This is a genomic window from Mesorhizobium sp. M0991 (genome assembly GCF_040318915.1).
In the GTDB taxonomy this organism is placed as follows: domain Bacteria; phylum Pseudomonadota; class Alphaproteobacteria; order Rhizobiales; family Rhizobiaceae; genus Mesorhizobium.
The window spans coordinates 193,070-205,264 of the sequence record NZ_JAMYNE010000011.1; the positions used below are offsets into that span (position 1 = coordinate 193,070).

Genomic DNA, 12,195 nt, shown 5'->3' on the forward strand with positions numbered 1-12,195 from the left:
GTGCTCGGCACCGATTGCGGTTCGACGCTTCCGGCGCGTCTGCGGCAGGCGGGGCTTGGAGGTCGTCAGTCGCAAGGGCTGGTTGGTCGAGCGCTGGGCGGCCGCGCCTCGCCTCACGCATAACTATGTTCGCGACCTACTAGCCTATTTTGCCAGCGTCGCGCCGGGCTACGTCCTGCCTGACGCCGACCAGGCCTATTGGCAGGAACTAAAGGAGCGGCCGGATCGCCTGCTCGACGATCCGGACTTCTGCTACCGCGAGTTCTTCGTCGTCGCGGTCTGCCGGATTTAGCGCTCTGCCGCGACGGCTGACCTGCGGGCGGTTGCGCGGAACTTTCATCGAAGATCGTGCGTGACAGTTCAAGCATGTGGGCGTTGCAGTCCCGGTTGCGCATCGCGTTGACACCTGCGAAGTCCGCTTCTGGGGGGCGGGAGGGGCCGGCGGAATGACCGACATCAGGCGCAAAGCAGCCGTTAGCCCCAGACAAGGTCCGGTGCAATGCGGAAATGTCTTGGAGCAGCTAGTCCTCCTCGCTCATCAGTTTAGAAAGCAGGCGGCTGCTTGGAAGTGCGGGCCAGACAGAAGTGCGACGCTCCGTTTCTTTCCTTCGCGAGCGCCCGGCTTCCAGCATCCGGCTCGAGATGGCTTCTTGCTGCTGGCGCAGGTGATCGCTCAGCAGCTTGTTGCGTGTGATGTAGCCCGCATTAACGCCCGGGATCGAGTGGTTCATCAGCAGGTGAACGTCCAGCTCCGCAACGCCCGCGGTTTGGGCGATTGTGCGGAACGTCTGCCGTAGGTCATTCCCCCATTTCGAGAGATCGCTGCGTTTCTCTTTGTGCTCGACGATGTGACCGCTTTCGCTCTCGGCCGGAAAGAGCCATTCACGCGATTGCTCGCCGTAGAGAGCCCGGCCAATGCGCATCACTCGAACCAGACAGCGGATCATGGCGTTCGAAAGCGGAATGTCGAATGCCTTGACTTCGCCGCCCTTCGGCCTGGGTATGTGCAGGACAAGCGCGGCCACCGGCCCTGTGGAGCGCCAATGCTTGAATGTGGCACCGTGCTTTCATCCCCTACCGCCCTGAATTCCTGTATGCTTGGCGCAAAGGAACGACCAAAAATGGCCTTCACTGTCATCTGGTACGGAAGACAGGGCATCGTCGACAAGGAGACGTTCGACGCCGAGAAGACAGCGAAAGACCATGCAATCTCGATGTTCCAGACCCGAAAAGGTGACGATGGAATCGTCGCCGTTGAAGTTCGTAACGACAACGGCGCTGTGGTCTTTAGCCATGCGGAGAGCTAGCGATGGCCATCCGGTCTCGCGCAGTCGCTACCCAACCGTACGGGCGGCTTCATCGGCCCCGTAGAGCCCTACAAGATCCAAGGGGCGGTCTGGGGACTTCCTTCACCGTTTGCAGAAGCACCTGATTCAGAGCCACCAGTGCACGGTGGCGATCTGAACTGGACGAAATTCTCGGCTACTCTGTTAGCTTGATTTGCCTGCCGGCTGAATGTCGACTTTGACCCAAGCGGACATCGGCACTCATGCCACGACCACCCTACGCGGTAGCGACGCACCACCTCCACGATGCGGCATTGGGGCGGAGAGCCAGCGGTCGGCCTCAATATGTGCTTAGGCTCGGCGATCACGACTCACCGATGTCGACGACGGTCGCTAGGTCGCAGATCATCTGAGAGTGGAACATCACGGGCCGGCCGTCCTGCGGATCAATTCCGAAGGAATGCGTCATGACGGGCTCGAAGGCGCCGAGCGCATCCTGCTCCGCCTTATGGCGACCGACGAGCGATGATGCCGGATGCGTGGGGGTATAGATGGCAGATCGGGACACATCGGGAAGACTTGTCAGTCAACGAAATTTGAGAATGCATGCGCGGAAGCTGACTTGTTCCGGTTGGGATGAGTCCTGTCCAACCGCTCCGCCCTAGCGTGTTAACGCTAATCAGAGGCACGCACACATCAATCTTCTTTAGCGGACTTTGTCGAAGCGGCCAGCATCATCGTCCAATTTTTCTTGAGTTCGGCCTTGGTCTTTTCGTCAACCTTGGCAGCAGGACCCATGTTGATCTGCCCCCCACCCTTGTCTTCTTCCCGTCCGAGTCGAGCGCAGCGGAAATCGATCTAGCTCGGATCACTCCTGGCCTTAAAGCGTGCTGCCTCTTCCAAACCTCGGGTGGCGTCTCCCACGCTGTAGGAATGCGCACCGGCGCCGGCGAGCTTGCCGCCATCGACGATCAGATATTCCTCACGGATCGGCCGGCCTTCGAACCAGCATTCGAGAATTTCGCGGGTGCCCGCGGCGTAGCGCGCCTGGGCGGAGAGCGACGATCCTGAAATGTGCGGCGTCATGCCGTGATGCGGCATCGATCGCCACGGATGATCCTTGGGAGCCGGCTGCGGGAACCAGACGTCGCCGGCATAGCCAGCGAGTTGGCCACTCTCCAGCGCGCGGGCGATGGCGTCACGATTGCAGATCTTGCCGCGCGCCGTGTTCACCAGATAGGCGCCGCGTTTCATCCTGGCGATCATCGTCTCGTCGAAGAGATTCTCCGTCTCCGGATGCAGAGGTGCATTGATCGTGACCACGTCGCAGACGCCGACCATGGATGCGGGATCTTGGTGGAAGGTGACGCCAAGTTCTTTCTCGACCGCCTCAGGCAGTCGGTGGCGATCGGTGTAGTGCAACTTGACGTCGAACGGCTTCAGCCGGCGCAATACCGCGCTGCCGATCCGGCCGGCGCCGACGGTTCCGATCTGCATTCCCTCGATATCGTAGGAGCGTGCGACGCAGTCCGCGATATTCCAGCCGCCTTTCACGACCCACTGGTAGGACGGGATGTAGTTGCGCACGAGCCCCAGGATCATCATGACCACATGCTCGGACACGCTGATCGAATTGCAGTAAGTCACCTCGGCAACCGTGATGCCGCGGTCCATGGCGGCCTGAAGATCGACATGATCGGATCCGATGCCGGCGGTGATCGCAAGCTTCAGTCTGCTTGCCTTGGCTATTCGTTCTTCGGTCAGATATGCCGGCCAGAACGGCTGCGAGATCACGATTTCGGCGTCAACGAGTTCGCGTTCAAAAATGCTGGCGGGACCGTCTTTGTCCGAGGTCACCACCAGGCTGTGGCCCGCGCTTTCGAGAAATTTCCTCAGGCCGAGTTCGCCCGACGCGCTACCGAGCAAGACCCCCGGTTCAAAGTCGATGGCCTTCGGCGTGGGAAGTGTCTGGCCGCCGGGATAGCGGTCGAGCTTTGGCAGGCCGTCCCGCGCATATTTTGTCGGATAACCGTCGACCGGATCGTCATAGAGGACGCAAACGACCTTTGCCATTGTGTATCTTCCTTCGTCTGACAACGAAGAGGAAAACGCTCTGTTGTTAACGCTGCCGGCCAACGATGGTCGGCACGGCGATGCTCTGTTGAATTGCTGGTGGGGAGCAGACTCATCTGCCGGCGCTTCCTCATTCGGAAAGTTGTGCGCTATTGCGTATTACATGGAAGACCCGGGCATGGTTTCAAGTGCTGCGGGCGGCACTGGTGCAGCGTTCGAGTTCCTTTATTTCAGACCGCGCGCACGGTCTGCTGACAACAAATGCTTGATGCGGACACTTCAGAATTGCCGAGGTTGGGCACCGTGCATCATGATCACTGACAGGCTCCGACTTCGCAGGCCTCAAGGGCTTCTGCATCCCCTCAAAGATTGCAAAAAACCTGTTAGTCAGCGCTTATCAAGCAGAGGAATCTCGCATCGCTTGCCGCTCAGACGGTATTGCTAAGCCAGTTCGCAACGCTCACCGATGTCACCTGGAAATGGCGAAAGTGACGAGACAGACAAGGCCGTCGCCTGCAGCTGCACCTCGCCGCGATCATCGACGACGCACACCGCCGTCTCATCCATCGCAACATCCAGTCCACAAAAGAATTCCATTGTTCGCCTCCTGCGTTGCTTCACAGGCGCAGATCTTGCCGCCGAGTCGCCAGCCACCACCAGTCGCGCCGCGGCCGACGCACAGCTTTGCCGTCCCGCCAGGCGCCCGCCCCGATTACCGGCGGCCGTCCCTCCCGTCCCGCTGTCCCGCTCCCGTCCTTCCCGTCCTCCGCTATCTCTCCCCGTCCCCCTGAAACAACCCTCCCACTGCAGTTCCCGCGACGCAACAGACCGAAATGCGCTTGACCAGGAATGCCACTGCCAACGTGATGCTATGGAAGGGCACTGGACAAACAGGCTATCTGCGGCGGGTCTCGCAGCCGGACACACAAGCTATCGGGCCGAGGCTCGACCGCAGTTAAGTCAACTACGGCAACGTTCGTCGGCGACCGACTGTTGGGCGAATGAATCGCCGCGAACACTGCCTCTGCCGCAACATTCGCGTCACGGTCGCTACGCATTGCAACGTCATTCCGGATGTCGCCCGTGCGCGAAAACCGGCGAATGGAGGGCGCTCGCCTCGCCCGCTCCCTGCCGAGAGCGCGTCGGAATGGAAACCGCACCATTGATCAGCGATGCGCGCAGCTTCCCGGAAACCATGGATCAGCGGATAAGATCGTGCTGCTGGAGCGCGCCCGCCATTCACCATGCGTGGGAGGTTCCGCGCAAATAGCCGACGCCGAATGGGTGAGCCAAGCATGCAGACATCATTGTCATGGTGCTGCGGACGACAGTGCATAAACGACCTCACTTGATTGGCAATGGATTTGCCGTGTCACCGTTGGCGGTCGAGGGGCCGCCCCGCGCGATCGAGCATCCGATCGATCTTGCTCGCCATGATGAAATCGTTCTCGTGCAGTCCTTTGATCTTCTTGGTGCTCAGGGAAACCGTCACATAACCCCAGCCGAAGCTGATGTCGGGGTGATGGCCCTCGGTTTCGGCGAGCTCACCGATCTCCTGAACAAGGGTGAGCGCGTCCCGGAAATTGCGGCATCGAAAGCTCCGCTGGATGCGGTGGGCATCGTCACCCAGCTCCCAATCAGGAGCCTGTGCCTGGAACCCTTGGGCTTCATCACGCGTGAGCGGCGGGACGCCGCCGCGACAAGGCGTACATGTTTTCTCGGCAAGAGTGTCGGTCATGTTCTTGTCTCCAAGACCATTTTTAGCAGCAAATACGACAGCGACGAGCCTATCGATCGATCTCCCCGAACACGATGTCGAGCGAACCGATGATCGCCGAGATATCGGCTCGCATGTGCCCGCGTCGCTGGTCTTCCGTCGTCCTGGCTATAGTCTCAGGCGCCGCTCAGTAGTCCATTCCGCCCATTCCGCCCATACCTCCCGCGCCACCCATAGCGGGCGAAACCTTCTGCGGAATGTCCGCGATCATTGCTTCAGCGGTGATCAGGAGCGCGGCAATCGAGCCGGCATCCTGCAGGGCCGTCCGAACGACCTTGGCGGGGTCGACGATACCGGCCTTGATCATGTCGACATAGACTTCGTTCTGGGCGTCGAAGCCCTGATTGTGATCCTTGCTGTCGGAGAGCTTGCCGACGACGATCGAACCTTCAACGCCGGAATTCTCGGCAATCTGCCGGATCGGCGCTTCAAGTGCTCTCAGCACAATCGAAATACCTGCCGTCATGTCAGCATTCGCGCCAGTAAGCTCAGTCAAAGCTGCCTTGGCGCGCAAAAGCGCAACACCGCCGCCGGCAACGATGCCTTCTTCCACGGCTGCACGAGTGGCGTTCAGCGCATCATCGATGCGGTCCTTCTTTTCCTTGACTTCCGTCTCGGTCGCGCCGCCGACGCGAATGACAGCAACGCCGCCAGCCAGCTTGGCGAGACGTTCCTGGAGTTTCTCCTTGTCGTAATCCGAGGACGTTTCCTCGATCTGCAACTTGATCTGCTGGACGCGCGCCTGGATGGTGGCTTTCTCGCCGGCGCCGTCGATGATCGTCGTCGTATCCTTCTCGATGAGCACGCGCTTGGCCCGCCCGAGCATGTCGATCGTGATGTTCTCGAGTTTGATGCCGAGATCCTCGGAAATCATCTGGCCGGCGGTGAGCACGGCAATGTCTTCCAGCATCGCCTTGCGCCGGTCACCGAAGCCTGGCGCCTTGACGGCTGCGACCTTGAGGCCGCCGCGCAGCTTGTTGACGACCAGCGTCGCTAGCGCCTCGCCTTCGACGTCTTCCGAGATGATCAGCAGCGGCTTACCGCTTTGCACCACAGCTTCGAGGATCGGCAGCAACGCCTGCAAATTGCCGAGCTTCTTCTCATGGATGAGAACGTAAGGGTCCTCCAGCTCCGCGCGCATCTTCTCGGCATCGGTGACGAAATAGGGCGAGAGATAGCCACGGTCGAACTGCATGCCTTCGACGACATCGAGTTCGGTTTCGGCGGTCTTGGCTTCTTCGACGGTGATCACGCCCTCATTGCCGACCTTGTTCATCGCCTTGGCGATCATGGCGCCGACCGACGCGTCGCCATTGGCGGCGATCGTACCAACCTGGGCGATCTCGTCCGAAGATTTGACTTTCCTGGCCCTGGCTTGAATGTCCTTCACCACAGCAGCCACAGCAAGGTCGATGCCGCGCTTGAGGTCCATCGGGTTCATGCCCGCGGCAACGAATTTGGCACCTTCGCGCAGGATGGAAGCGGCCAGCACCGTGGCGGTGGTGGTGCCGTCGCCGGCGAGGTCGTTGGTCTTCGAGGCCACTTCGCGCACCATCTGGGCGCCCATGTTCTCGAACTTGTCGGCAAGCTCGATTTCCTTGGCGACGGCGACACCATCCTTGGTGATGCGCGGCGCGCCATAGGCCTTGTCGATGACGACATTGCGGCCTTTGGGGCCGAGCGTCACCTTGACGGCGTTGTTCAGAATTTCGACGCCGCGAAGCATCCGGTCGCGGGCATCGGTAGCGAATTTGATTTCCTTGGCAGACATGATTTTAGGTCCAGTTCAGTCTTGAAATTGCGGGATCGGAAATCGCCCGGTCAGGCGGCTTTCTTGGCCGCTTTGGTCTTCTCGACGATGCCCAAAATGTCGCTCTCCTTCATGATCAGGAGGTCTTCGCCGTCGATCTTCACCTCGGTGCCGGACCATTGGCCGAACAGGATGAGATCGCCGGCCTTGACGTCGAGCGGGATCAGCTTGCCGCTCTCGTCACGCGAGCCCGGGCCCACGGCGATCACTTCGCCTTCCCGAGGCTTTTCCTTGGCGGTGTCGGGAATAATGATCCCGCCCTTGGATTTGGTATCGCCTTCCGCGCGCCGAATGACGACGCGGTCGTGGAGTGGCCGGAATTTCATTGGGGGTTCTTTCTGCCGCCGCACATAGAGCGACTGCAACACTTAACATAGCCCCTTTGGCACTCGAATGATAGGAGTGCCAAATTTTTAATTCCTCAAACCGAAAATATTTGAAATGTAAATCAGTCGTTGTTACCGGCGCTTTTGGCCGTCCGAAAGGCGGAGCCATAAGCAATTTTATTGTAATTCATCCCTCTTAATTTTGCCGACAACAGACTATATTAATCCGCAATTATGAACCAAACCTATTGAGCCTTGATTGAATGTGCATCGAGAGATATATACAGTTCGCGAAAATTTGGCACGATTTGGCTTTCCCGGTCCCGATCGACATAGGTCCGCGACCTTCGACCCACCATGAAGCACCGAATTTTCGACAGCGAATGTATAGCGCTTATCCGGCGCGCATGTCGCTCTGTTCGAGCCTTTGAACCACGGCGCTGACCACGGATGTACTGGCAGCATTGGGATCTTTCCGGTTCGGATGGAAAAGATGCAGGTCGGCGTGCTCCTGCGGAAAGCCGCACCCCCTCATGCAACGCAGCCTCCCGCGTGGGGAGCGCTTGCCTGCGCTACGGCGGCGGCTTTCCATGCGAGCCGCTTCAAAAATGATGCTGCGAAACGGCTCCGGCTTTATCCGACGAACGCCTCACGCATCCGAGCGAACATGCCGGGCTGTCTCCCGGCAATCGCCGCACGGATGTGACGGGCGGCCGTTACGGCGCTCACCGTCGCGCCGAAATGACAATAGCAGATGATCTCATGCAATTGCCTGTCGGTCAGTTCGAAGAACCGCTTCGCTTCGCCGTAGTTGTCGTTTTCCAACCCGGCGGCGCGGAGGACAGGATCCTCGAAAGCGACTGAGATCGGCGAGCCGTCGCCGCGCATGGCCCCGCGTGATCTAACCGGCTGATACTCGGTCTGGTGTAGCGTCGAGAGTCGCCGGTCAGGGTTCCGTTCAAGGAGCTCCGCCCAGCGTTCAAGACGTTCGCTGCGCGACATGGCCTGGCGCAGGTAGTCCTGATCGATCTCGGCGACGATCTGCAGTTGCTCAAGCGTCTGGTGCTTCATTTTAGCCTCCTATTCGGACGATAGTTGGCCCACCCATATCCTTCTTATACCTGCGGCCAGCGTGACTCCGACCGATCGTGAAGTCCAATCACGATGATGCTGGGAGGGCTTCCCCCCACGAAAATGCGGAGGCTTCGCAAAGATCCGGCCATTAATTTGGCGAACGCGGTCTAATGCGCGGCTGTTCGACGATGTCGGTCTGGAGTCCGTGCCGATCGAGGTGATCGACGGGCAGAGTCTGTGCTGGAGTAGCCCGGCTCATCGCTGGCCGGGCAGCGGGATCAAGCGAGTGGCAGTTTAGCTTCGAAACCGCCGAAGGCCGGGCTGATGCGAGTTCTCCGCCCGGTCGTTGGGCCCTTGTGGCTCCAGTGTACGACTTCCGGCATGACCTGGCGCCTGGCTACTCCGTAGGATCGCAGTTTGTCCGTGTCGAAACCATTATCGAAGTTACCCGGCCCGATGGCGGAGTGTTGCGGATTGCGCGATCCAAGGACCGGTCCGTCCATCAACCAACAAGTTGAGCGGAAGCCACCTCAAAAACGGTCCAGGCTGTGCGTCGTCAGGATGGTAGCCGAACCAGCGAAACAGCCAACCAGGTGTCCCTTCCTTCGACCTTTAGAGACTGAGCAGTCAGCTGCCGCCAAGCGAGAATGACGATCGCTCTCACTGCTGCGGCGCTGGTATCGGTGTGCCGCCAAACCAACCAGCCGCATACGCAATCACGACCAATACCACGATCACGGATACCACGCCGTACCAGAGGCGCCTGTCCTTGAGATCCATCGTTACCTCCTGCCCGCTACATGTTGGCCACTGGGCGAATTCCTTGAGCCTTTGGCCGTCATTTCCCAGATGAGCGACCCAGTGCCGTCTGGCAGGCACACAGTAGGCTGGATAAGGGGTCTTTGAGAAGCGCGCAATACGACCGCGCCGGCATGATCGCCAGCGGCTGCGACCGGCGGCTGCAGGCGTGCTCGACGAGTAGCGTTGCGGCATGGATGTCAAAAGATCGGCGATGCCATCCAGCGCCTGTGTGATCGATGCGGCGCGCGTTATCCTGATCTTCCAGCACGGCTCCGCGCAGCCGCACCCCTCATTAGACCGTTTCGAGACGGCTGAACCGAACCGGGATGAGTTTGCGAGTCTTCAGTTGCCCTGCCGCATCCTTGTCGATGACCGTCAGCAACTGCGCTTCTCCAGGTCCCACGGGCAGGACCAGGCGTCCCCCCGGTTTGAGCTGCTCAAGCAAAGCCGGCGGTGTCCGCTCAGCGGCCGCGGTGACCAGGATCTTGTCGAATGGGGCGTGCTCAGGCCAGCCGCGAGACCCGTCTCCGACACGAATGCCGACATTGGAGAAGCCGAGACCCCGCAGGAGAGCCTCGGCATGGCTTGCGAATTCCTCGATGATTTCGACGCTCCAAACTTGCCCGGCAAGGTCCGCGAGGATTGCGGTTTGGTAGCCTAGGCCGGTGCCGATCTCGAGCACTACCTCGTGCGGTTGCGGCGCAAGGAGATCGGTCATGAGAGCAACGATGAAGGGCTGCGAGACGGTTTTATCAAAGCCGATCGGCAGCGGCATGTCTTGGTAGGCATAAGGCGCAACTGATGCTGGCACGAAGAGGTGCCGCGGTATCCGCCTCATCGCCGCCAATACCCGCTCATCGAGCGCCGCCTTGCCAAGTTCTTCGCTTGCAAGATCGGTGTGAATTGCAATCATCTCGACCATGTGCCTGCGTAGAACCGCGAGGTGCTCTTCGTTCATCGGCTTCATGACGGTGGGGCGCTCCTCAACCAGTCTGCTGCCTGATAGCCTTATACCCTGTTCGTCTTGTCACAGTAACCATGTCGTCGAGAACGCGGCTTCGGTTGGGGCGGGTTGTACCGCCCTGCTATTTCGTCGCCGTCCTTGGTGCTCTCCCGTTCCTCGCACCGGGGTGGAACGGCGTGCGCATCAGAAGCTCGCCAGCCAGGCGACAACATCGATATAGCGGATCGCCAGCCAGTTGAGCACCAATAGGCCGAAGGCCAAAACGACGCCGAACCCTGCGCTGTCGCTCACCGGCTCCATCCCGTGCTGATCGTGCGTGATCTGGCGATTGACGATGACCGAACCTGGGCGAGCCAGCAGCGCTATTCGCGCTGCAGGCCGGCCATACGATAATCAGCGTTAGCCCGCGTGGCGCTGCTGAGAAGAACCGGAATTTCGTGATGGCTTGCCGCCGCCATTGGCGCGGCACTGGGGGACTGGCTGTCCTTCTGGATCGGCAAACGGCTTGGAAAGCGGGTTTCGCACTATTGGCCCCTCTCCTGTTCTTCGAGCGGTGGGGGGTCGCCGGCGCTTCTTCGGTCCCTTGCGTGCATCCGTACCCTTGGTGGCGGGCATCTGCGCGATGCCCGCTCTGACGTTTCAGTTTGCCAATATCGCTTCGGCTCGCCGGAGTTCGTAGCCGACGTTGCACGGTTTTTCGACGTCACGAGAGGACACGTCTTGCTCGCCGGTCCCAAGACGATCGCAAGCGTTCCGGATTTTGCTCGCGCGGATCGGGAACTTGTCGTCGTTCGCTCCAGTATGGATCCCGAGGACACGCTCAAGCGCTTTGCCGGCCGTGTCGTCTTCATCGGCGGCGGTCCACCGGTCTGGGACGCCTACGCGCGCTTCGTCAGCCACTGGGATGTCACGCGGCTGCCCTATGACGGGCCGACGGACCGCTGGTTCGATGCAAGATGGCTTACGGGGGTGTCGAAGTTGCCAGAAATCACCGCGACCAATGAAGGCTCGGCTCGTATCGATCTGGGATTATTTAGACCACCTCGCGACCCAAGTTCCAGACCGCATTTTATGCAACTTTACATCGAACACAGAACCGACACCGGTGCAGCTTGCAATTTTTTCGCCGAACGGCGTCACACGGTGATGGTCGTGCAGCACCAGCCCGCGCACAAAACGATCGCGGACTCCTTCCTGCAACTGGCGCAATCCCCCGAAAGTCCTGCGGAACCGTTGCGGAGGCCTTCACCTCGATACCGACGACCCGACCGCGTCGATCCTCGATCACGACGCCGACTTCGTCCTGATCCTTGGTCCGGTAGTGTGAGAAAGACACCCGTCGCTCTGACCACCATGCGAGCTTCAGGAATTCCGACACCACGAACCTCTCGAGCAAAGCACCGAACCGCGATCGGTCCTACGTTCTTCGCCTACGGCCGCTCACAAGATTGTCAACAATCTGAGAAAGTTTTGTTGACAGGTGATTGATTTGAGCCTTCACTCACAAAAGTCCGCGTATCGGTCGAGTTCTGTCGCAACAATGCGCGGCCTCCAAAGGGGAAAGAACAATGATCAACAGACGTTCAATAATCACATCCGCGGCGCGCGGCGCCGTCTCCGCGCTGGCAATCATGGCCGGCGGCACAATCGCGGTGCACGCCGCCAACAAGGAACTCAAGATCGGCTTTGTCGGCGTGACGAGTGGCGCGGCCGCTGCGTGGGGCACATCCAACGTCCGCTCGATGCAGACGCGCGCCGCCTGGATCAACGAAACCGGCGGTGTGAAGATTGGTGACGAGACCTACGACATCAAAATCGTCACCTTCGACGACCAGAAGGATCCGAAGCGGGCGATCGCCGGCATGGAGAAGATGGCCCAGGAGGGCATACACTATGTCGTCGGTCCGAATGTCGACGACGGCGCCGCGGCGGTGCGTCCCGTGGCTGAATCCAAGGGCCTCATCTATTTTCCCTACGCGTTCCCGAAGGAACTCTACACCCCGCCGGCGTCCAACGCCGTGCTCGGCATGATCGCCAACTACCAGTCGGCTCCGGCGATCTACAAATATCTCATGGAAAACAGG

At 59.9% G+C, this 12,195-nt stretch carries 11 protein-coding genes and 3 pseudogenes; 4 read left to right on the plus strand and 10 right to left on the minus strand.

Annotated elements, in window-relative coordinates:
- The first annotated feature begins 55 nt into the window (after positions 1 to 55).
- Positions 56 to 292, plus strand: a complete 237-nt coding sequence (locus NKH70_RS18265; protein WP_352912583.1) for a hypothetical protein — start codon at positions 56 to 58, stop codon at positions 290 to 292.
- 229 nt (positions 293 to 521) lie between these two features.
- Here the strand turns inward: NKH70_RS18265 and NKH70_RS18270 are convergent, their stop codons facing one another.
- Positions 522 to 1,025 carry a site-specific integrase gene (locus tag NKH70_RS18270; protein WP_502908370.1) on the minus strand — a complete coding sequence of 168 codons (504 nt, stop codon included), beginning with the start codon at positions 1,023 to 1,025 and terminating at the stop codon, positions 522 to 524.
- Positions 1,026 to 1,121: 96 nt separating this feature from the next.
- Here NKH70_RS18270 and NKH70_RS18275 point away from each other — a divergent pair, with 96 nt between their 5' ends.
- Positions 1,122 to 1,307: a hypothetical protein gene (locus NKH70_RS18275; protein ID WP_111549063.1), complete on the plus strand. Its 186-nt coding sequence runs from the start codon at positions 1,122 to 1,124 to the stop codon at positions 1,305 to 1,307.
- Positions 1,308 to 2,144: 837 nt separating this feature from the next.
- Here the strand turns inward: NKH70_RS18275 and NKH70_RS18280 are convergent.
- From NKH70_RS18280 to NKH70_RS18320, 9 genes and pseudogenes are all read right to left on the minus strand, one after another.
- Positions 2,145 to 3,359 carry an NAD-dependent formate dehydrogenase gene (locus NKH70_RS18280; RefSeq protein WP_352912584.1) on the minus strand — a complete coding sequence of 405 codons (1,215 nt, stop codon included), beginning with the start codon at positions 3,357 to 3,359 and terminating at the stop codon, positions 2,145 to 2,147.
- A gap of 441 nt (positions 3,360 to 3,800) precedes the next feature.
- Positions 3,801 to 3,956, minus strand: a complete 156-nt coding sequence (locus tag NKH70_RS35820) for a hypothetical protein (RefSeq protein WP_502908371.1) — start codon at positions 3,954 to 3,956, stop codon at positions 3,801 to 3,803.
- 775 nt (positions 3,957 to 4,731) lie between these two features.
- Positions 4,732 to 5,097: a 4a-hydroxytetrahydrobiopterin dehydratase gene (locus NKH70_RS18290; RefSeq protein ID WP_352912585.1), complete on the minus strand. Its 366-nt coding sequence runs from the start codon at positions 5,095 to 5,097 to the stop codon at positions 4,732 to 4,734.
- Positions 5,098 to 5,146: 49 nt separating this feature from the next.
- A pseudogene (locus NKH70_RS18295) lies at positions 5,147 to 5,221 on the minus strand (NADH-quinone oxidoreductase subunit D-related protein); the annotation flags it as partial.
- A gap of 42 nt (positions 5,222 to 5,263) precedes the next feature.
- On the minus strand, positions 5,264 to 6,907 hold the full coding sequence (groL, locus tag NKH70_RS18300; protein WP_352979894.1) for a chaperonin GroEL: 1,644 nt from the start codon (positions 6,905 to 6,907) through the stop codon (positions 5,264 to 5,266).
- 50 nt (positions 6,908 to 6,957) lie between these two features.
- A complete protein-coding gene (locus NKH70_RS18305; RefSeq protein ID WP_352466759.1) occupies positions 6,958 to 7,272 on the minus strand; it encodes a co-chaperone GroES in 315 nt (104 codons plus the stop codon).
- 633 nt (positions 7,273 to 7,905) lie between these two features.
- On the minus strand, positions 7,906 to 8,343 hold the full coding sequence (locus NKH70_RS18310; protein ID WP_292659986.1) for a hypothetical protein: 438 nt from the start codon (positions 8,341 to 8,343) through the stop codon (positions 7,906 to 7,908).
- 303 nt (positions 8,344 to 8,646) lie between these two features.
- Positions 8,647 to 8,771 (minus strand): annotated as a pseudogene (locus NKH70_RS18315) (IS6 family transposase); the annotation flags it as partial.
- Between the two features lie 668 nt (positions 8,772 to 9,439).
- Entirely contained in the window at positions 9,440 to 10,114 is a 675-nt protein-coding gene (locus NKH70_RS18320) for a protein-L-isoaspartate(D-aspartate) O-methyltransferase (RefSeq protein WP_352979064.1), read from the minus strand.
- Positions 10,115 to 10,777: 663 nt separating this feature from the next.
- Between NKH70_RS18320 and NKH70_RS18325 the strand changes: the two are divergent.
- Positions 10,778 to 11,077 (plus strand): annotated as a pseudogene (locus NKH70_RS18325) (diacylglycerol kinase); the annotation flags it as partial.
- Positions 11,078 to 11,679: 602 nt separating this feature from the next.
- On the plus strand, positions 11,680 to 12,195 hold a 516-nt coding region (locus NKH70_RS18335), incomplete at its 3' end, for an ABC transporter substrate-binding protein (RefSeq protein ID WP_353025789.1).